The following is a 20,945-nucleotide window of genomic DNA, read 5'->3' on the forward strand; positions in this document are numbered from 1 at the left end:
CAACTGGTACTAGAATTAAGAGAAAACTCGGAAGCGAAAGTAACTGCGAAATAGTTACATTACTAACAATGTCTTCATTTCAATGATTTCATACCTTGGCAACACATTAAGCATCCCCTGGCCAATTTATGTACTTGCACAACTGTCCGGAGTTCCAACTGTTTTTAGAGTACACACCCACAGCCGTTGCCATGTTTGACCGCCACATGCGTTATGTGGCAGCCACCCGCAGCTGGTTAACAGACTATGGTTTCCAACAAGAAAGCTATATTGGTCGCGAGCATTATGAGGTTTTTCCTCAAACTCCCAATATGTGGAAAACAGTGCATCAACTGTGTTTGGCTGGTTGTAGCGAACACGCATCAACTGACAGTTTTGTTCGGGAAGACGGTTCTGTAGAATGGGTGAAATGGAAGGGTTGTCCTTGGTATGACTGCAATGGTGAAATAGGCGGCACAATTTTCTCTTCTGAAATCATTACTAAGGGCAAGTACACTCCAGAAGCAGTGGTTAAGCAACAAACACCTTTAGCAACAACCGTAAAAGACATTTCACAATCCAAAGTCGCTGAAACGAGTGTTGGCAAATCAGAAGAACAGTTTCGAGAACTAGCACAGAGAGAACAACTGCTCAATAGGTTAGCGAGTCAAATCCGTAACTCTCTTGATTTAGATACAGTTATTGAAACAGCAATCCAAGCAATACAGCAGTTATTGCAAATCGACCGTTGTACCTTCTGTTGGTACCAGCCGGATACCGATCCGCCAACTTGGGAAGCTATCAAAGAAGCACGAAATCCAGATTTACCTGGGATACTGGGTTCTTACCCGGAACTTCTCATTGGTTCGGTTCATCAGCTGCTGTTAAACCAAGAAATTATTCGTATAAATGATGTATTAAATATTACTGATAGTAATTTTCGGCAGTTAGTTCAATCTCTGGGGTACCGATCGACATTACAGCTACCGTTTCAAACACGTTCTGGTGATATTGGAGTTATATGCTGCGCTCATTGTAGTTATCCGCGTCCCTGGACTGATAGTGAAGTAGAACTTTTACAAGCAGTTATTGGTCAGTTAGTTATTGCTGTCAACCAAGCTGAACTTTACCGACATACTCGTCAAGCTGCAATCAGCGCTCAAAAACAAGCACATCAACTTGAAATAACTTTAGAAGAACTGAAAAAAACGCAAACTCAACTTGTACAAAGTGAAAAAATGTCCAGTTTGGGACAACTGGTTGCTGGAGTAGCCCATGAAATCAACAATCCAGTCAATTTTATTTTTGGCAATATCGTTCACGCCAATGACTACGTAGAAGATTTGTTAAACTTGCTCAAACTCTACCAGCACACCTATCCCCAGCCCACACTAGAAATTCTTGAGGAAATCGACACTATTGATTTGGATTTTTTAATGATGGACTTGCCAAAGTTGCTAACTTCTATGAAGATGGGAGCCGATCGCATTCGTGAAATTGTCCGCTCTTTAAGAAACTTTTCCCGTCACGATGAAGCCCAAATGAAAGCAGTGGATATTCGTGAAGGAATTGACAGCACGCTCATGATTTTGCAACATCGGCTCAAAGCAACAACAACTCGTCCTGAAATTCAAGTTATTAAAGATTATCAGCCTCTTCCACCAATTGCTTGCTACGCGGGACAGCTAAACCAAGTGTTCATGAATTTGTTAGCAAATTCCATTGATGCGTTAGAAGAGCAATGGATTCGAGGTAATTACGCAATCTGCAATTCACAGCTTGCATTGGCGGCTTCCGGATGCAGCAAGAGTTCTTTACTTCCAGAATCTCACATTTTCCATCCTAAAATCCGCATAGCGACTGAGATGATTGAGGAAAATTGTATTGTTATTTCCATTGCTGATAACGGTTCTGGCATGACTTTGGAAGTTCAAAAACGCCTCTTTGATCCATTTTTTACGACTAAACCTGTTGGTGTTGGTACGGGTTTGGGGCTGTCGATTAGCTACCAAATTATTGAAAAACATGGAGGGAAACTATACTGTCGTAGCAACTTAGGTGAAGGGACTGAATTTGTTATTGAGATACCTATTCATCATCCAGAAAATACTTAGAGTTTGTTGAAAAATTCAGAAAAAAGCAGGATAAGTATTGATAAGTTGCCTAACAATAGTCAAATATAGCAATCCTAAATCATTTGTAAAAAATTTGGATGGCTAATGGTGAGACCAGCCCTGTAGGCGGGTTTCCCGCGACCACCGGGACTGGCGAACAAGGGAGGGCTAATGGCTAATAGCTAATGGCTATTAGCAGTCTTCACTCTGATTTTTATATTTCATTTAGGACTGCTATATAAGCCATTTATAATTATCAAGAATATAAACAATTGGCGTGTTTTTACACGTGTTAGCTCTTCCTAAATCCTCCGATAAATAGGGGGAGTTTTTGAGTATCATAGCCCCCCTTTATAACTACGGTAGTGTACAGATCTCTAGAAAAGAGATGAAACTTCGTGAAAAGGGAGAATTGGAATTCCGTTCCCCCCTTTTTTAAGGGGGGTTAGGGGGGATCGAAAGCGCTTTTAATGCACTTCGTTTGACAATACACACTAGCCTTTAGGCGGCGGAGCGTCAACCACTTAAGCCTAAAAACAATCGGGTATTTGAATCAACAACTCCAGTGACAGGTAAGCCATTTCTGGCTTGAAAGTTTCTGACTGCTCTTTCGGTTGCGCGATTGTAGTTCCCCGTAACTTGTACACCTAAATATCGCTGAATTTCTCTAACAGCGTTACCTCGAGAACCTCTTGCAAGGACATCTCGACCTCCAATATTGTAATCGCTGTTGTAACTGTAATTGTTGTTATAGATATCGCGGTTACGATTTAGGTAGTTGTCATCGTAGTAGCGATTGAGGTTCGAGTACAAGTAGTCATCATCGTAGCGATCGCGGTTCGAGTACAAGTAGTCATCATCGTAGCGATCGCGGTTCGAGTACAAGTAGTCATCATTGTAGCGATCGCGGTTCGAGTACAGGTAGTCATCATTGTAGCGATCGCGGTTCGAGTACAAGTAGTCATCATTGTAGTTAGAACCGTAACCCGTGCTTCCATATTGATTTAATGCTCTTCTGGTTTCCGGTCCCACTCTTCCATCGACTGGGTATATGCCATTGTTTTGCTGAAAATTGCGAACAGCTCTTGCAGTTGCAGTACCGTAGTATCCGGTAGGTGTTATTCCTAAAATTCTTTGCACTCTTCTAACACCGCTTCCTTGAGAACCCAAACTCAAGACGCGACCGCCAACACCAAGACCGGGAGTATATCCACTACCGGGTCTGCGAGCGATCCATCTTGTAGAAGCAAAATAGCCCGTAGACAAACGAGCAAATCCTCTTGTGTATCCCCTTACATTTGGAAGTCGAGAGCCATTGCGGTAACAAGCTACTCTAGAGTAATAAGTTGATGGACCTGTACGAATATTGAGACAACTACCATTTGTGCTGACATAATATCTACCAGGACCGGAGTAAGCCGCTGACACGACTTGAGCTTGGGCTAAAATTGCAAACAAAGCTGTAGCCGTAGCATAGGTGAGCCAAGTCGATTTAAAAACTTTTTTCCAATCTAAGGTTAATTTAAACTCCGGCAAACTAAATTCATCTTCTACAGTTGCTTCCGCGTAAGCACTGTCCATCAGAGAATAAACAAGATATTCCACCGAGCACTCACTCCTTATCAACTAAAATCTAATAAATACAGAAATTTACTGGGTTTTGCTTGAAATTCTATTTCAGTGTATTTTACACTACATATATAATAGAGTCTTTTTACAAAGAAAAGCAGAGGGCAGGAGGCAGCTACGCTGCTGTGCTTTTTGCTTCCTGTCCTCTGAAATAAAAATGCTCGTTGTGGGAGTAGCGCCTGCTAGAAAAAAAGATGTTTTTCCAAGCGGAGAGTGCGACGAGGAAAAACGGTGAGTCCACAACTGTCATCGGGTTTCCCTCCGGATATTGTGGCGAACCCGTAGGGCGTCCTTGTTTCAATCTCCTGTATTGACGGCAGGAGTCTTAAAGATTAATGCAGAAATCCCCAAACCTAACGGTATATTTGGGGTGTTTTAAGGATCTGCTCAACTACGGGAGACTCCTTTGGAACAATCTAGATCTTGGAGAGGTTAGGCAACGGGGTCATTAACTGAGCAAATTCACCGTCTTTGAAGGTTTCATCCCAGTTAGGAGGTAAACGATGGGGATTGGGATTATCTTTTGTAGGCACGTACAAAAAAATATAGTCACAGTGTACGCCATCTAGCTTGGTATCCGGAGAAATTGCCCAGTCTCCGATGTATGTACCCGTCAGAGTTGCACCTCTTAAATCTGTTTTGTCTAGTTGCACTCCTGTAAGATTTGCTCTTGAAAGATCCGCATTTTGCAGGTTCGATTCATTGAGCTTGGTTGCAATGAAGCTAGCATCTTTCAAATTCGCGCCCTGCAAATTCATACCTTGCAAATCCCAGCCATCAACTGTTTTGCCTTGTAAATCTTTTGTAACTAGCAGTTGACGTAGATTTTTATCCTCAAGATAGGTTGTCCTGACATCAGCTCGATTCATCATTTTTGCTTGAAACCAGCATGTACGTGTCAGGATGGATTTGTTGAAATTGGTATTTTTCAGTCTTGCCTGTGTAAAGTTCGCATCTGTCAAATTGCTACCTTGAAAATTTGTTCCACGCCTGGTGACAAAATCTAGAGCAACATTGCGAACCCAAATTTGTCTTTCATCTTCAAAGAGTGCGCGACAACCGATGTCAGCAGATAGGAATATTGTCAAGACTGCGATCGCTCCAGCCAGCGCTCCGACAACCGGACCGCCTATCCTAACAGCTGCGACCACTCCTATCCCAGCGACAGCCCCTGCTACAGACACTGTAACTGCGACTGCAAATAATCCAGCAACAGCTCCTGCCATAGCTGCTGCTCCAGCTATCAAGACGACACCCGTTGCTGTTGCGATCGCTGCTATGGCTCCTGTAACAACGACTGCTACGACTGTTGCCAATTCCATAATTCCTGCCTGAGTTCCTGCCTTCGCCCATGTGACTGCGACTATCCCCGCCCATGTAACTCCTGCTACGGCAGTCCATGTCACTGCTACTGCCAAAAAACCAAAGGCTGCTGCGACTCCTTGCCGCATAGTAATGAGAAAAAACACAAACAAGACTGTTAAACTGACTGCTGCTACATAAGTGTTTTCACGGTTGCCATTAGCTAAAATACACCCTATGAGAGAACCACCAGTGGCTGATAGCAATCCCGATATAGCTGACAGCAGTAATGCGATCGCGAGCGTAGCAATTACCCAACGGCGTTGCAGTCCCGCTTTGGCATGGCTGAAGTTTGCTCCTTTAAGGAAGGCACCCGTAAAGTCAGCGCCTCGGATATCTGAATAGGAGAAATCTGCGCCTGTTAAGTCTTGCCCTTTGAAGGATTTACCTCTGAGTTTGGCATACTGGTAGTTATGAGCCACGTTTAATTACAATTGAAATGAAGAAATTGTTATTACGGGTCGTAGCTTATCAGTTTATGTCAGGTTAGGGTAGCTGTCAATTAAGAGGCTAGTCTCTGTAAATCCCGACTCCTTTTTATTAAAATTTTTTCATCCAAGCTTCACTCCTCATTTACCTTGCTTGCGGAAACTGAATGTTGTTAGCGAATTTGTAGAAAAATGGCAAATAAATATCAAGCAAGTAGCAAATCTACAGGAATGGTAGCAAAATACCCACCTCCACAAGGATGGCGCAGAGTTTTCTATAGCGTCCGCGCCCGTCTTTTAGTTTGGTACTTTCTGCTCACAGCTTGTACGGCAATATTTTCCATCCAAACCACTCGCCAGATATATTGTGAAGACTTAAAAGCAAGAGCTGACGCTTCTTTGATTAAGGAAGTAGCGCGATTTAAGTTATTGGAAAGGCAGTATAGTGCAAAGCAACCGGGAAATGCAGTAGAGACGGCTGTATTGTTTGATAAATTTTTGGCTACCTATGCTCCTACACAGAATGAGTATATTATTACTCTCATCAACAACGAAATTTACAGATACAGCCCGATTTTACCTTCCGAGCTTTTAGAGCAGTACCCAGCTCTGATACGGCGCTGGACTCACCTTAAGGAACCAAAGAACGGTTACATACAAACTTCTACACAAAGGATTCGCTATGTGGCATACCCAGTTAGTATAGGTGGGGAAAGAGCCATGCTTATTGCAATTCACGATGCTTCAGCAGCTTTTCAAGCGGGAACAAATGCGATTTTCCTCGTCATGCAAGTTACGCTGATCGTCCTGCTCGTCTTTTTCTTACTAGCATGGGTGACGGCTGGGAGAGTATTGTATCCCCTACGTTTGCTAACGAAAACTGCTCAATCTATCACTGAGTCAGATATGACACAGCGGATTCCAGTCAAGGGAGCAGATGAAATAGCGGAGTTGACAAAAACGTTTAATGAAATGCTCGATCGGCTTCAGTTTGCCTTTGATAGCCAGCAACAGTTTCTCAACGATGTCAGTCATGAACTGCGGACTCCCATTACAGTGATTCAGGGTCATCTGGAAATGTTACAGTTTTGCCCGGAAAAACAAGAGGTAACTATTGCCTTGGTGATGGATGAGTTAGACCGCATGAGCCGCCTGGTTAATGACTTGCTACTGTTAGCAAAAACAGAACGCCCGGATTTTCTTAAGATAAAGCCAGAAGAATTAGATTGGCTCACAGAGGAAATATATCTCAAAGCGCGATCGCTAGCCAATCGAGATTGGAGGTTGGAATCTAAAGGGTTGAGCCCAGTGATGGTTGACCGTCAGAGGTTAACTCAAGCTGCGATGAATTTAATTCAGAATGCCGTTCGCTATACGAGCAATAATGATACCATTACACTTGGTTCCTCTGTGAAAGGGGATTATGTTTATATTTGGGTAAGGGATACTGGAGTTGGAATTGCCCCAGAAGACCAAAAACGCATATTTGAGCGTTTTGTAAGGGCGACGAAAGAAGACCAGTCAGAAGGTCATGGGTTGGGATTGGCCATTGTGCAAGCGATCGCTCAAGCTCATGGTGGATGGGTCGAACTTGTCAGTCGTCTGGGTCATGGGTCTACTTTCACGATTGTCATTCCCCTTACGTCTGACGAAGAGGACCGAATTCATGAATCGGATTCTTATCGCCGAAGACAATCTTCGCATCACAGCCTTCCTGGAAACAGGGTTACAAGCACACGGGTTCACAACCACAGTCGCCACCAAGGCTAGAGATGCGTTGAACATGGCGGATAGTAATAATTTTGATTTGTTGATTCTCGATTTAGGTTTGCCAGATAAAGATGGCTTGGATGTACTGCAAGAGTTGCGGGGAAGAGGAGAAACCTTCCCCATCATTGTACTGACTGCCCGTGATGGTGTGGATGATACAGTTGCAGGATTGGAGGGAGGTGCTGATGATTACATCACCAAACCATTTCGGTTTGAAGAACTGCTAGCACGCATCCGAGTTCAATTACGCAACCGTCATGTCCCCAGAGCAAAGGAAGAAACTATTCTGAGAGTTGGCAATATTGCTTTAGATTTGATTGCACGAGAGGTTTGGGTGGAAGATAGGTTGGTAGAACTTTCCACTCGTGAATTTATATTGGCAGAAGTTTTTCTACGTCATCCGATGCAGGTTATGAGTCGAGAACAATTACTTAACCGCATTTGGGGTTATGACTACGATCCGGGGTCAAATATTGTTGATGTTTATATAGGTCACTTGCGGAAGAAATTGGGAAGCGATCGGATTGAGACCGTTAGGGGGATTGGTTATCGTTTGCGAACTTAACAGTGAACGATGACTGTGACCAGTTCAATGATGAAAAAACTGCCTTGTTCTTAACAGGATGCGATCGCTTCTCATTCAATTGAGCCGCCTGAATTTGTCCGTTATCATTAGCAGTATGCCACCGTAAAAGAGATCCCAAACAATGTTTGCCCTCATCTCACCGGAAAAAATCCAATTACCACCGGGGTCGGTAGTGCGCTTACCTGCTACCTGGCAAGAGTATCAGAGTTTGTGTGACCGGAGGGGAGATAGTTCGCTCCCACGCCTCAAGTATCGCAATGGAGAAGTCTTGCTGATGTCGCCCTTACCAGTACACGGACGCGATGCTAATTTAATCGCGGACATTGTGAAAGCACTACTGGATCGCGATGGGCGGGAATATGATGCGTTTACACCTGTGACTATGACTTTGCCGGAAGAGAGTGGGATTGAGCCAGATTATTGTTTCTACATCAACAACTGGCAAGCGATCTCTGGGAAAAAACGCATCGATTGGCAACAAGATCCGCCTCCCGATTTAGTCATCGAAATTGATGTTACCAGTTATTCAGATGTATGCGATTATCTTCCTTATCGCGTTCCTGAAGTTTGGCTGTTTAAAAATCAACAGCCGTTGATTTACCAGTTACAAGAAGCACATTACCACCTCCAAACCCAGAGCCGCTATTTTCCAGACTTTGATTTGTTAAGTGCTATCGCCCGATGCGTTCAAATTGCTTACGATCGCAACACAAGTGCTGCTATCCGCGATCTTAAACAACGCTTCAGCAACTTAATATAGCAGGTTAACTTGGTGAAATCCCGATCTACCGCACACTCAAGGCATCAAGTAGGGTTGTCTGAAGTGTAACTTCTTTAGATGCAAAGGTCTGTATGCATTCAATTAAAAAAAAATTAACAATAATGTGACACAGTTTTTAAAATTAATTGTCTTCAATCTTAAGTCTAAATTACTTACTACCTAGAATCAAGAAATGTCTGCTCTCTACATCTTTCTAGAGACTGACTTAACTTACGTTAATATTTGATAGCTTATTATTGGAGTAGCACGGGATGTACTTAATTTTAGAGAAATTTTAAAACATCCTCCAATCAATTAATTTAACCGAGCAAGTCAAACATCTATATCTAGCACTTCTCACTTATTAAAAATAAAAATATAGTCGCTCGTGCTTAAGGAGAAGGAATATGTCACATGACTTAAATTCATATCTACCTGTACCAACAAAGCAAAAATTTGCAGCTACTTTTCATGTAGTAAGACCGATTAGTTTCTGGATACAGTTAGCACTAGGTGCTGTTTCTAGCTTGGCTTTGTTCTTAGCAATATTTAGCCGCAGTTCCATTGTCCAAACAACTACAAATTCGGGGATGGGATTTGGAGTTGTTTTTGGTATTCTTGGAATTTTAGTGCTGTGTTTCAGGCTCTATTGGGTGAATCGCTACAGACGTTTAGACAAACTTTTACAGTCCCCAAATCGCGAACTACATCCAAGGAAAGAGGACGTAATTCAAGTATTACGCATTGGATTAATCGTCAGTTTGATAGGCTTATTATTAGCTTTTTTAGCATCTGAAGTGACCGTTGTTGCCGTGCTATCGAAAGCTCTCGCTCTGCCTCAAGGAGTGGCAGTTTATAGACCTGAAAATCTTATTCGTTCGCTAGATCTGTTTGTAGTTTTGGCAAACGTCAATTTGATTGGCGCTCACCTTGTAGGAAGCGCTACTTCACTTGGGCTGCTTCAGTGGTTAGATCGATAGGTTGCTCGTCCCAAGGCAAAGACTTTGCGATCGCTTGTTTTGAATACTTGCTCGTTGATAAACTGCTGGCAGCACAGTCACCAGAGCGAGTTAAATGTGATGTTAGACGAGCCTATCGCAATCGGTACAGATGAGGAAAATCATCAAGTCACTGCCATTATCTCCCATGTAATTCGTCCGGGGCGAGAGCAGGGGTATGAGGAATGGCTGCACGGCATTATTCCCGCTGCCAAGCAGTTTGATGGATACATGGGTGTAAGCATTATTCGACCTCGCGAACGCAGTCATCCAGAATACGTTGTCATTCTGCGGTTCGATCGCTACATTAATCTCAAAAAATGGATGACATCTGACGTGCGGCGTGACTGGATTGAGCGGTTGCAGCCATTGATTGAGAAACCAGAGAACGTGCAAACCCTGACTGGATTGGAAACTTGGTTCACGCTATCTGAAAAGCCACTCCAGGCTCCACCTCCTCGTTACAAAATGGCACTGATTACTTGGTTGGGAGTATTTGTTACTCTGGGGATTGTCAGCCGATTGTTGGCTCCACTTTTGTCCGGTTTGCCCGTATTGCTCAATCAACTCTTCACAACCGGACTGGTTGTAGCACTGCTCACCTATCTGGTAATGCCCCGTCTGACACAAGTATTTCAAAGGTGGCTCTATCCTAAAGTCTGATACTTATAGAATGCGATCGCAATTCCATAAGTTCTCATCTGACATCTTGCACCTACACCATATAAAGGTGAAAATATACAAATAAATAGAGATCTACGTAGGCTATAAACTCTGATTTTTCGTTTTTTTGATAAAAATATATGTTTATTAAAACTAGAAAAATCAGTATTAATACTTTGGTACAAGATCTGAGCCTCCGACTAGCCGTGAAAATCGCCGCTAGTAATATATGAAAGACGCACATTTTTTTCATTTTCTGAAAGCCTTGCTATATGAGGGTTATAAAATGTGCATCTTAGGAGTCATCGAAGATCGTGTTCTGAATCATCTTTCGAGAACTTAGGGTTCAAAACCAAGGTGGATTGTAAAAATGGGAATTTTGAATCACCAAAATTTTTGTGTATTTGTAGTATAAAATTTTTAAAAATTTACATTAATAAATATTGCTCAACATCTTTTCTTTGCCAGCATCTTCAACAGCGCGTTCTGTTTAAGTTAAGTTAAACGTGTGATATCAATCACTTTGCTTGAAACTAGACGTACTTTACAATTTCACTGTAAAACATAACCGCGCTCTTCTAGAACTGGAGTGAAAAGTTGACAAAAACAATTTTAGTCTTAGCTGCAAACCCACGTAATACCACACAATTACGATTAGCAGAAGAAGTTCGAGATATTGAAGAAGCTTTGAAGAGATCTGAAAACCGAAGTCAGTTTGTATTACAAACACGATGGGCTGTACGTCCAAGAGATTTAGTCAGATCGATGACTGAATTACAACCAAACATTGTTCATTTCTGCGGACATGGAAATGCAGAGGAAGGAATTGCTTTAGAGGATAATCAAGGAAACATACAACTAGTTAATACAGAAGGTCTTGCCAATCTCTTTAAGTCCTTTACTCATCAAGTAGAGTGTGTCTTCCTAAATGCGTGTTACTCAAAATTCCAGTTTGAAGCTATTAGTCAATATATCGATCGTGTAATTGGTATGGAGCAAGAAATCAAAGATAGAGATGCAATTGAGTTTGCCGTTAGCTTTTATGATGCACTTGGTTCAGGGCAAACATATGAACTTGCATACAAGCTTGGATGTGTTGCCATGCAACTTGTTGGATCTCCAGAAAATTTAGTACCTACTCTAAAGATTAAAAATAATTATTTTATTTTTAATAATGACAAGAATAATGGAAGTTTAGTAGATCGGGAAAACTCTTTTAAAGCCTTACCTAGTATTTTTGAAAAATACGATATTTTACTAGAAGATTTTATAGAAAAAATAGATCCAACATCTTTACCTGAGTTGTGGATGACAAATGCTATCAAAGATTTTTTTAAAGCAGAATTGGTTTACATATATAGCTACGAAAATGACGTAGTTCTTCAGGAAAGTAGAGCAAGCAATTTATCAATTCAAATTAATGCAAACCTAATTAACTCTTTTTTAAAAAATAAATACTTAAAAATTTTCCAATCGGATAGAGCTTACAAACTTTATATAGACAAAGACTTTGATTTTCCTGAAGAAGGTTATTTAATTGCTATTCCCAATCAAAGGCTAAAATATGTAGTTATCCTTTTTGGTGCTTCCAGCCAATTAGATAAATTGGAAGATATTATTAGCATTATAATTGGTAATTTATATGAACCGGAACAAACCTTTAACCCACTTAGCATAAAGGAAGATATTAAATATAGAATATACGATTCGGTCAAGCGTCAGTACGGTTTTGTAAGCGATCGATCTTATGAGGATAGATTTAATGGTTTTCGTAAATCTTTGAAGAATATTCAAATTTTTTTTGAACCAATAATATTTTTTGATAAACATGAGGAAAATATAACAATTGCAGGTTGGGAAGCATTAGCTCGCGATCCAAAAACTGGTCGTGCTCCATCTGACTTATTTGAAGTAGCTGAAATGTGGGGAGTTCGTTTCCAAACAGAACTAGATCTTTATATTTTAGAAACTGCGATCAAGGCTTACAAGCAAGCTACTGAAAAAGCACAAACAGGGAGATATGATGAGAAAAAAATGCTTTCGGTTAATGTTTATCCTTCAAGTATTGTTCGTACTTCATATGAAAAGCTATTGGCAAAGCTGATTGCAGAACAGAAGCTAATATCAGGAAAGAAACTTGTGCTTGAAATTTCTGAAAAAACTCTCCTCCCATCAATTGTTAATGATGAAGGAAAGGGTTTGGGAAGCTTTAAAAGTATAGCTAGAAAGTACAGAAAGAACTATGACGTCAAGTTTGCTGTTGATGATTTTGGAGTTGGAAATGCTTCTATTTCAAGATTAGAAGAGGTCGATCCAACATATGTAAAAGTTGATAGGAGTATTCTGAATTTTGATAAAAAATTGGGAAGAAGCGTCATAGAGTATCTGATTGATTTGAAATATGACTTTCCCTGTTTTTCAATTATTGAAGGATTTGATGAATTTAGTCATTTCTCATTAAGAGAGTTAGTAGTCGAGCTTGGAGTTGAATATATACAAGGTCATAATTTTGGTATCGCTACTCCTGAAATCAAGCGAAGATTGGATAAAGAACAGTGTGAAAAAATATTTGAGTCATTGAGGTGGGGACCAAAGTATAAATTGGAGCCGTCATAGAAGTTGTTTATACCTCATTCCCCGAACAACCAAAAGAAATTGGCAACTTCTCAAGCATCCGTGCATCGCTAACTTAGAGCTTGCTGAAGAAGAAAGAAAAGGCATAGTACCTGAACTACCTTGAAACTGACGTAAATTGAGCCACCATCCTGGATGCTTGATTGAGCTATAAGAGATCGATCGCAGTGTAGTAGCTGGAATGATAGGCGATCGCATTTTCTTTTATAAGAAAAATCTGTGAGAAAAGAACGCTGTATTATAGTACTATCACGGAAATAATTAGGTATTTTATTTCATCAAATTTTTATAATCGTTTTTACAATATTACACGGAGACATTTTTTCTCGAATCATAGGAACGATTACAGTTATGAGGTATTCAGCAACCGATACACCGACAAAAACTTCAATTTACGATAATAACAATCAAGATTATGCAGGAATAGTTAGTCTAGTAGGATCTTTTTGGTATTGGAGGGATTTTAAAAATGGTCAGTTTGGCAAGGAGTTAACTAAGCAAGAAGCCTATGCGGCTCTAATCACTTCACTGGGCATTGAAGTACAACTTGCATAATCCGGTGACCGGAATACTGTAAAATCATTAGGGAGAAATTACTCGTAGTAGTGATTTCTCCCGTTTTCGTTTTCGCTTCTACAAAATCAGACTGAAATTATTTGCTTCACTGGTCTTTTGACAAAATGTCGTTTTCTAGGTGCATAACGCGGATGCCCATTATCATTCATATTTTGCGCTAGCGATGGCAGGAATAATTGCTCTTTAAAAAAGGTAATTTTATAAATCATCACAAAAAAGCTAAAAACAAAAATCTCATACCATATGCAGCATTTTTCCGGTACATGAAGTACATCGGTAGAGGCGCAATGCCTTACGCCCTTACAACAATCTGTACCTCATACTTGTTGCAATTTGCTGTAGGTATGAGATAAAAGCTCTAGTCCCAAAGACTGGTTGATTTACTAATTTTAGATTAGATATAAAATGTGACAGACTAGTGAGATTTTTGTAAATAATTGCATATTATAAAGTGACAAAATAAAATCAGAAATGTTGAATACTGATACAAAATTTTACATAAAAAGTTAAGAGAACTCTGTAAAGTTCAAATGAGTCAACATAACATCATATCCTCAAACCAACGAACTTAACTGATTTTCCGACACATACAAGATTGAAGATAGCGCAATTTATCTACAGGGTCTTGGTGTAAGATATCACTTAGGAAAACCCGCAATTGGAATTTCAGGAAAAGGTAAGATTGCGCTTGTTTCATCCCTACCTGTTAATTGCAAAAATGTTTTAATTGGAATACCCAAACTCCTACCTGTATACACGAAGGCGACTTGAGGATTGATCTTCGGAGTCTCATAGTTAAAAATTTCTCCTCTGCCGTGAATTCCAATGACCTCACCTTGGTCATTCAATACCGGACCACCACTCATTCCAGGTAGCGTAGAGTTATCGTAAACCAAATTATAGCCGCTATCAGATACGGGTTGCGATCGCAAAGCATTAGCAATGACTTTACCAGCAATAAAGTTGTAAATTGGACGTTGAATTGTCGCTGTACGTCCGGGAAATCCAGCAACATAAACCTTTGCATTTCGTTGGATTCCATCCGAATTCCCCAACTTTGCAACTCTATAATTGTTTGTGCTAGTAAACTGTAAAATTGCTAAATCTACTGCAGGCAACTTTTTAACTGTTTTGTAATTAAGCACATACCTTTGATTATCGGGAGCCACAATCTCATATTTAAGATTTGGACGTTCGAGTACATGAGCTGTGGTAACAACAGAGTAAACATTGCCTTGTCTGTTAATAATTACCCCCGAACCGGAACCCAATTCTCCAGCATCAATCAGTACGGTAATAGCTTGTGCTATTTCATCAATTTCTATTGGAGAGGGCGCTGCAGCAACTTGTGTCTGCACAATAACCATCGATATTCCAATAAGTGTTGCTGGCAAGCTAGAATTGAAATTCATAAATCTTTTTGTTGTTAGAAATCAATCTCAGAATTTACAAATTCATTAAATAGATCAAAAAATACTAATAAATTAGCCTCTAATTTTTGCTAAAAATCTATCCATCTCCCCAATTTCTTGAAGAATTCGGGGAGATAATTTTTTAATTTTTCACTTTGCTCTTAAACATATCAGTATAAATATTGAGTTAACAATCTACTTTAAACAAACCTTAAGTAAAATTAATCATTTTTTTACTTGATTTTCTTTAATCGTAGGATTCCTAAGTCGCTCGGTAGGTTGGGTAATGCCCACCAATTCAGATTTTTCGTGGCATTGGCCCCCTACTGTATATTTGAAAAATCAAATAAAAGTTCCGTAGGTAATAGAGAAATACGACGATCGCGGAAATTTTTTATAAAAAACAAGCAAGGGACTTGCCAATCAACCAAGCGTCAAGAGCCAAGCGCTAGTCACGGGACACTGATATCGATATGATTGAGAAAATTGAAAAGCATCGGAATTACATCTTTTTATATGCGAACAATTGCGGAAATCAATGACAAAATCAACCGCAAGCAGGCGGTAGTATTGACCGCTGAGGAATTAAAAGTCCGAGTGCAAGAAATTGGTGTAGCAAAAGTTACTAAAGAAGTTGATGTGATTGCAACTGGTACTTTTGAGCCGATGGAATCGAGCGGTGCAATTATTAACCTCGGACACACCGATCCACCGATAAAAATTCGTCGCTGCTGGTTAGATAATGTACCTGTCTACTCTGGTTTTGGAGCAGTAGATTTATATTTAGGTGCAAGCTGTGCTGTGGAAGTGACGGATGGTGAAGAAGTCCGGGAACGTGGGGGAGGTCATGTCATTGAAGACTTGATAGCTGGCAAACCCGTACACGTAAGAGCCCAAGGACAGGTCACAGATTGTTATCCAAGAGCCACCTTTGAAACAACGATTACTCGTGAAACAATCAATCAATTTTATTTATTTAATCCTCGCAATCTCTATCAAAATTTTATAGTTGGGGTGAATGGAGGCGATCGCCCGCTGTACACTTACCTTGGTCCGCTACAGCCACGTTTAAGCAATGCCGTTTACTCCAACCCTGGTGCTATTGCTCCTTTACTCAACGATCCAGACTTACAACTTATTGGAATTGGTACGCGAATTTTTTTAGGAGGTGGAATTGGTTACGTTGCTTGGGAAGGAACCCAGCATTTCCCCTTACAAAAGCGCTTACCAAATCGAACACCCATTGGTCCGGCTGCAACTTTAGCTTTAATTGGTGACGCCAAGCAAATGGATAGACATTGGGTGAGAGGTTGTTACTTCAAAAGCTACGGTCCATCTTTAATGTTGGGAGTGGGGATACCACTCCCCGTATTAAATGAAGAAGTAGTGGCAAAATGTGCCATCCAAGACAAAGATTTAGTAGCCCCAGTAGTAGATTTTTCCATTCCCCGACGAGTTCGTCCCACCTTTGGTTTAGTCAGTTATGCTCAACTTAAATCCGGACGCATAACCATTGAAGGTAAAACTGTTCGTGTAGCACCCCTAGCAAGTTTATTTTTTTCCCGACAAGTTGCCCTAGAGTTAAAAAAATGGATTGAATTAGGAGACTTTACTCTCACAGAACCCGTTGCTCAAATCCCGATGGAGAGGTCTTTTCTACCACAAGACCGATGGACAGAGTTTTAGGAATTATGAATTATGAATTATGAATTATGAAATTCATTATTCAGCATTCATAATTCATAATTCATCCTTATTCTTGAGTTGGCTTCGGGCGCTTCACTGGCTTGGGAGTAGGTTTGGTAGAGACGGGACTCGGACGCGATGGTATGGGTGTAGAGGCGTCACCATTTTTCCGAATGGGGCGTTGAAGTTCCCCATTCCGCTGTCTCGGAGCAAATGGTCTTTTGTTACCCGGACCACCCGGACGACGTCCACCTCCTTTGAAACCACCTTTTCTTGGTGGTTTGCGCTTTTTAGGTAAATCGGCAATAACTTCCCCACTTTCGACTAATAATAAATCAGCTTTGCGCGTGACTTGAAAGTCCCAGAACTTACCAACTGCTTTAGTCTCAAGCTTAGCTGTAAGTTTTAACTTAAAATACTTAGGTTTGTCATTTTGTTTGCGTGGAGCCTGCTTAATTTTAATGACCAAATTGCCTGCTTCATTAGACTGGTAAACAACTTCTCCACGAACGGAAAAACCACCGTCTGGAATTTCTGAAGATGGCAATACGGAATTTAATGAATTTTCTTTCGGTACTGGCAAATCTTCAGAAGTTATATCTTCTTGTTCATCAGTTACTTGACGACCTTGCGCCAAATTTTCCGGCTCCCAAACTCCTACAATCTGCAGGTGCAAATTATCATTTTCTTGGCGAGTGCGAGGATAAACAACCCACAGATGTTCTGCTTCCAAGTCTAAATGATTTTTCACTAGACTCATAATTCGACCTAGAAGGACGGCATCAAGCTCTGTACCATCTGAGGTTACCATTTTACCTTGGGTAAATTGTTCGTCACTAGCAACGTAACGACCTCGGACTAAGCCAATGGCTCGATACTGCATTGGTTCGCTAGGAGGTGGAATTGGTTGTTGCCTGCTAACGAAGTTCCCATCACAAGCAGTCTCACCGGGGGATTCGGGCAAGTTTTCTGGTTCGGGAACGGAAGGCACTGCATTTTCATTTGCAGATGCAAATGCAAGGACAATTGCATTTGTATCGGCATCTTGATTTGTTTGAGCTTCTATTGAAGCTGTTAAATTGGACGATTCGGACGACGGCATCAGGTCGGAATTCATAAAAACTCCTTGCGGCGGAGACAGATCCCATTGTGGGATTTTACTAAGGCAGCTGGAAAGAGCGTTTGTGCTACGCTTGGAAGTATATTTCCTTTCAAGACAAGTACGCCTAACGCTCTACATAACAATTAAAGACGCGAAACTTCGCATACATATTACGCTTAGGTGTTATTTAGCGTCTCTATAACTAGTTTCGGAAGCATATCATAGCTCAAACTCACAAGGTTCCTCCTAAAGTCAACACTTGTATGGAGTGCGTATATTGCTATTTGTTATAAAATTCACAAGTAACTCACGGGATTCCGCAAAGTTTTTAAAATTTTTAACTCAATTGATTTATGTGACCGATAATGTCAACTAAAGGATGAAGTATGAAGTATAAAGTATGAAGTATAAGATGATTACATTGTAATTCATTTTTTATCTCTCATCCTTTAGCCTTCATACTTTCTTTTGTTATTACAGTTTAAGGACGGTTTTGTGTCTCAATCTCGCAATCGCTGGATGGTTAATGCAGTTTTGCTACTCGCAGTTCTTGCTTTTGTTGGAGTATCAATGATTCCTTTGATTGCGGCGTTTAATGATACGCAGCCTTCAAGGCAAGAATCTAGCAGCAACAGAAGCAGTTCGACATCCTCTGACGAAAAAACTAATCTGGAAGACGCAGCAAGGGGTTACGAACAAGTTTTGCAACGAGAACCAGACAACGAAACAGCGCTGCGAGGCTTAATTGAAACCCGTTTACAACTGATACGTTTGAAGGGGAGTAATATTAAAGAGGTGATTGAACCTCTAGAAAGGTTGGCCAAGCTGAAGCCAAAACAAACACGATACGCAGTCCTGCTTGCTCAAGCAAAACACCAAATTGGAGATAGAGAAGGAGCAGCCCAAGTTTTTCGCTCAGTTTTAGAGAATAAACCGGGTGATTTAGATGCGTTGCAAGGCATGGTAGCACTTTTGTTAGACCAAAAACGACCCGAAGCAGCTATTGGTTTGCTACAAGATACACTCAATACTGCTGCTCAAGCAAATAAAATTCAGCCAGGAAGCGTGGATACAGTCGCCGTACAAGTGCTTTTGGGTTGTGTTTATGACTCTCAAAAGAAATATGCTCAAGCCCTTAATGTTTACGATCGCGCAATTAAGAACGACAAGCAAGATTTCCGTCCCGTCTTAGCAAAAGCAATGCTTTTGAAAAAACAGGGCAAAACAGAAGAAGCAAAACTTTTATTTACTAGGGCTGCGGCTCTAGCACCAGCCCAGTATAAAGATGAAATTAACAAGGAAGCAGCAACATCATCCTCCCCTGTTCCTTCTACCACAGCATCACCAACACCCGAGGGATAGGAATTTCTAAATTATTCATGAAAAACTCGACATCCTCTGACGAAAAATCTAACCTGGAAGACGCCGCATTATTCATGAAAAACTCGACGTCCTCTGACGAAAAAACTAACCTGGAAGACGCCGCAAGGGGTTACGAACAAGTTTTGCAACGAAAACCAGACAACGAAACAGCACTGCTAGGCTTAATTACAACCCGTTTACAACTGATACGTTTGAAGGGGAGTAATATTAAAGAGGTGATTGAACCTCTAGAAAGGTTGGCCAAGCTGAAGCCAAAACAAACACGATACGCAGTCCTGCTTGCTCAAGCAAAACACCAAATTGGAGATAGAGAAGGAGCAGCCCAAGTTTTTCGCTCAGTTTTAGAGAATAAACCGGGTGATTTAGATGCGTTGCAAGGCATGGTAGCACTTTTGTTAGACCAAAAACGACCCGAAGCAGCTATTGGTTTGCTACAAGATACACTCAATACTGCTGCTCAAGCAAATAAAATTCAGCCAGGAAGCGTGGATACAGTCGCCGTACAAGTGCTTTTGGGTTGTGTTTATGACTCTCAAAAGAAATATGCTCAAGCCCTTAATGTTTACGATCGCGCAATTAAGAACGACAAGCAAGATTTCCGTCCCGTCGTAGCAAAAGCAATGCTTTTAAAGAAACAGGGTAAAACAGAAGAAGCAAAACTTTTATTTACTAGGGCTGTGGCTCTAGCACCAGCCCGGTATAAAGATGAAATTAACAAGGAAGCAGCAACATCATCCTCCTCTGTTCTTTCTACCACAGCATCACCAACACCGGAGGGATAGGGGATTGGGGACAAGGGAGAGGGGGGAGAGGGGGTAGACAAGAAGATTCTACCTTGTCTCCCGTGTCTTCCTAACTCCCTTGAATAGCAGCCAAGACACCAAATAAAAGAAATAAAAATCCACCGACTAGCGTGACTGTACGCTCTGAAATTCGCCCAGCAATCATTCTTCCACCAATGACAGCAATAGCTGCACAAATCGCGTGTCCTAAAATTGCACCTGTTGTCACTCCTATGGGATTATTTCCGGCTGCTAGTGCTATGGTGGCAATTTGAGTGCGATCGCCCCACTCTGCCATAAATGTCAGCACAAAAGTTTGTAGTATTACTCCTAAGTAATTGTTCTTTTTCATCGATTGTCGATCGGCAACTTCCACTGCGGCTTTTGCTTCTTCAACCACTTCTGTAGAACAAGTGCTCGCCTGCATCCGGTATCCATCGTAAAGTAGCTTGACACCAAAACCAAAAAACAAAGCTATTTCAGCGTGATGAATAAAACTTTTTGGGAGTAATGAAACGGCTTGTCCTACCACCACAGAAAGTACAGTCATTGCCGCTAAAGCCGCGATCGCACCTGCAAAAACCAAACGCCGCGAGTGTTTCATCGACAAAATCACGGCGATGAAAAATGTTTTATCGCCTAACTCAGAAACCGTAATTAATAACAAACCTGCAGTAAAAGCTGTCAGCACTCTCTCAAGCTCCTTCAAAATCATCTACTCATGCGAGCTCGATGAGAGTTGACAAGACCTCACCAAGCTCACACTTTCGTTGTGTGAACTTAGTGAAGGTCTCACTTCCAATAAGCAGCTTTGAGTCAAACGTCAATAATTCATCAACCGTACATTTTTGACTTTTGACTTTCTCAAGCTTTTTGTCATCCGAACCAGGCTCATCGCCAGTGTGTTGATTCAGATGCACTGACAAAATCTTTTTGCCAGTAGCTACTCCCCTTCAATTAAATTATTATACATCTGTCTTTGGATATAGTAAAGGGATTGCTAATGGCTAATGGCTAATAGCTAATAGCTAATTGTGAAATTACTAGCCGTCCCTTGTTCGCCAGTCCCGGTGGTCGTGGG

At 41.0% G+C, this 20,945-nt stretch carries 16 protein-coding genes; 11 read left to right on the forward strand and 5 right to left on the reverse strand.

Annotated features, from left to right (window positions below; translation table 11 throughout):
- Window positions 1-128 precede the first annotated feature (128 nt).
- Window positions 129-2,093 carry an ATP-binding protein gene (locus tag AB0756_RS21330; protein ID WP_038076446.1) on the forward strand — a complete coding sequence of 655 codons (1,965 nt, stop codon included), beginning with the start codon at window positions 129-131 and terminating at the stop codon, window positions 2,091-2,093.
- Window positions 2,094-2,609: 516 nt separating this feature from the next.
- On the opposite strand, the gene AB0756_RS21335 is transcribed toward AB0756_RS21330, so the two are convergent.
- Both AB0756_RS21335 and AB0756_RS21340 read right to left on the reverse strand, forming a co-directional pair.
- Window positions 2,610-3,698, reverse strand: a complete 1,089-nt coding sequence (locus AB0756_RS21335; RefSeq protein ID WP_082051910.1) for a peptidoglycan-binding protein — start codon at window positions 3,696-3,698, stop codon at window positions 2,610-2,612.
- Between the two features lie 440 nt (window positions 3,699-4,138).
- Window positions 4,139-5,506 (reverse strand): pentapeptide repeat-containing protein, encoded by a 1,368-nt coding sequence (locus tag AB0756_RS21340; protein ID WP_038076443.1) that lies wholly within the window; start codon window positions 5,504-5,506, stop codon window positions 4,139-4,141.
- A 198-nt stretch (window positions 5,507-5,704) separates the two neighbouring features.
- Between AB0756_RS21340 and AB0756_RS21345 the strand changes: the two genes are divergently transcribed.
- From AB0756_RS21345 to AB0756_RS21375, 7 genes are all read left to right on the forward strand, one after another.
- Window positions 5,705-7,282 (forward strand): sensor histidine kinase, encoded by a 1,578-nt coding sequence (locus tag AB0756_RS21345; RefSeq protein WP_082051911.1) that lies wholly within the window; start codon window positions 5,705-5,707, stop codon window positions 7,280-7,282.
- Complete coding sequence (locus tag AB0756_RS21350) at window positions 7,179-7,847, forward strand: response regulator transcription factor (protein WP_038076440.1); 669 nt, start codon at window positions 7,179-7,181, stop codon at window positions 7,845-7,847. The genes AB0756_RS21345 and AB0756_RS21350 overlap by 104 nt, the downstream gene beginning before the upstream one ends.
- A 142-nt stretch (window positions 7,848-7,989) precedes the next feature.
- Window positions 7,990-8,628: a Uma2 family endonuclease gene (locus AB0756_RS21355; protein WP_038076437.1), complete on the forward strand. Its 639-nt coding sequence runs from the start codon at window positions 7,990-7,992 to the stop codon at window positions 8,626-8,628.
- A 407-nt stretch (window positions 8,629-9,035) separates the two neighbouring features.
- Window positions 9,036-9,608, forward strand: coding sequence for a DUF3611 family protein (locus AB0756_RS21360; protein ID WP_038076435.1), 573 nt, complete (start codon window positions 9,036-9,038; stop codon window positions 9,606-9,608).
- Between the two features lie 99 nt (window positions 9,609-9,707).
- On the forward strand, window positions 9,708-10,289 hold the full coding sequence (locus tag AB0756_RS21365; protein WP_038076433.1) for an antibiotic biosynthesis monooxygenase: 582 nt from the start codon (window positions 9,708-9,710) through the stop codon (window positions 10,287-10,289).
- A gap of 597 nt (window positions 10,290-10,886) precedes the next feature.
- Window positions 10,887-12,905 (forward strand): EAL domain-containing protein, encoded by a 2,019-nt coding sequence (locus tag AB0756_RS21370; RefSeq protein ID WP_167844761.1) that lies wholly within the window; start codon window positions 10,887-10,889, stop codon window positions 12,903-12,905.
- 369 nt (window positions 12,906-13,274) lie between these two features.
- Window positions 13,275-13,478 carry a hypothetical protein gene (locus tag AB0756_RS21375; RefSeq protein WP_038076431.1) on the forward strand — a complete coding sequence of 68 codons (204 nt, stop codon included), beginning with the start codon at window positions 13,275-13,277 and terminating at the stop codon, window positions 13,476-13,478.
- A 659-nt stretch (window positions 13,479-14,137) separates the two neighbouring features.
- Here the strand turns inward: AB0756_RS21375 and AB0756_RS21380 are convergent.
- Window positions 14,138-14,911, reverse strand: a complete 774-nt coding sequence (locus AB0756_RS21380; protein ID WP_038076429.1) for a S1 family peptidase — start codon at window positions 14,909-14,911, stop codon at window positions 14,138-14,140.
- 516 nt (window positions 14,912-15,427) lie between these two features.
- Between AB0756_RS21380 and AB0756_RS21385 the strand changes: the two genes are divergently transcribed.
- Window positions 15,428-16,597 (forward strand): homocysteine biosynthesis protein, encoded by a 1,170-nt coding sequence (locus tag AB0756_RS21385; protein WP_038076426.1) that lies wholly within the window; start codon window positions 15,428-15,430, stop codon window positions 16,595-16,597.
- 67 nt (window positions 16,598-16,664) lie between these two features.
- Here AB0756_RS21385 and AB0756_RS21390 read toward each other — a convergent pair whose 3' ends face one another.
- Window positions 16,665-17,714 (reverse strand): hypothetical protein, encoded by a 1,050-nt coding sequence (locus tag AB0756_RS21390; protein ID WP_038083462.1) that lies wholly within the window; start codon window positions 17,712-17,714, stop codon window positions 16,665-16,667.
- A 480-nt stretch (window positions 17,715-18,194) separates the two neighbouring features.
- Here AB0756_RS21390 and AB0756_RS21395 point away from each other — a divergent pair, with 480 nt between their 5' ends.
- Together AB0756_RS21395 and AB0756_RS21400 are read left to right on the forward strand one after the other, a co-directional pair.
- Window positions 18,195-19,061, forward strand: coding sequence for a tetratricopeptide repeat protein (locus tag AB0756_RS21395; protein WP_408104005.1), 867 nt, complete (start codon window positions 18,195-18,197; stop codon window positions 19,059-19,061).
- Window positions 19,062-19,135: 74 nt separating this feature from the next.
- Window positions 19,136-19,864, forward strand: a complete 729-nt coding sequence (locus AB0756_RS21400; RefSeq protein WP_408036677.1) for a tetratricopeptide repeat protein — start codon at window positions 19,136-19,138, stop codon at window positions 19,862-19,864.
- Between the two features lie 70 nt (window positions 19,865-19,934).
- Here AB0756_RS21400 and AB0756_RS21405 read toward each other — a convergent pair whose 3' ends face one another.
- Window positions 19,935-20,555, reverse strand: a complete 621-nt coding sequence (locus AB0756_RS21405) for a TMEM165/GDT1 family protein (protein ID WP_038083502.1) — start codon at window positions 20,553-20,555, stop codon at window positions 19,935-19,937.
- Window positions 20,556-20,945: the final 390 nt, after the last annotated feature.

It is taken from the genome of Tolypothrix campylonemoides VB511288_2 (assembly GCF_045999855.1).
Lineage (GTDB): Bacteria > Cyanobacteriota > Cyanobacteriia > Cyanobacteriales > Nostocaceae > Scytonema > Scytonema bouteillei_A.

Coding starts and splice junctions, on each gene's coding strand:
- AB0756_RS21330 (WP_038076446.1), top strand. CDS start 129: ATGTACTTGCACAACTGTCCGGAGTTCCAACTGTTTTTAGAGTACACA.
- AB0756_RS21345 (WP_082051911.1), top strand. CDS start 5,705: ATGGCAAATAAATATCAAGCAAGTAGCAAATCTACAGGAATGGTAGCA.
- AB0756_RS21350 (WP_038076440.1), top strand. CDS start 7,179: ATGAATCGGATTCTTATCGCCGAAGACAATCTTCGCATCACAGCCTTC.
- AB0756_RS21355 (WP_038076437.1), top strand. CDS start 7,990: ATGTTTGCCCTCATCTCACCGGAAAAAATCCAATTACCACCGGGGTCG.
- AB0756_RS21360 (WP_038076435.1), top strand. CDS start 9,036: ATGTCACATGACTTAAATTCATATCTACCTGTACCAACAAAGCAAAAA.
- AB0756_RS21365 (WP_038076433.1), top strand. CDS start 9,708: ATGTTAGACGAGCCTATCGCAATCGGTACAGATGAGGAAAATCATCAA.
- AB0756_RS21375 (WP_038076431.1), top strand. CDS start 13,275: ATGAGGTATTCAGCAACCGATACACCGACAAAAACTTCAATTTACGAT.
- AB0756_RS21380 (WP_038076429.1), bottom strand. CDS start 14,911: ATGAATTTCAATTCTAGCTTGCCAGCAACACTTATTGGAATATCGATG.
- AB0756_RS21385 (WP_038076426.1), top strand. CDS start 15,428: ATGCGAACAATTGCGGAAATCAATGACAAAATCAACCGCAAGCAGGCG.
- AB0756_RS21390 (WP_038083462.1), bottom strand. CDS start 17,714: ATGAATTCCGACCTGATGCCGTCGTCCGAATCGTCCAATTTAACAGCT.
- AB0756_RS21400 (WP_408036677.1), top strand. CDS start 19,136: ATGAAAAACTCGACGTCCTCTGACGAAAAAACTAACCTGGAAGACGCC.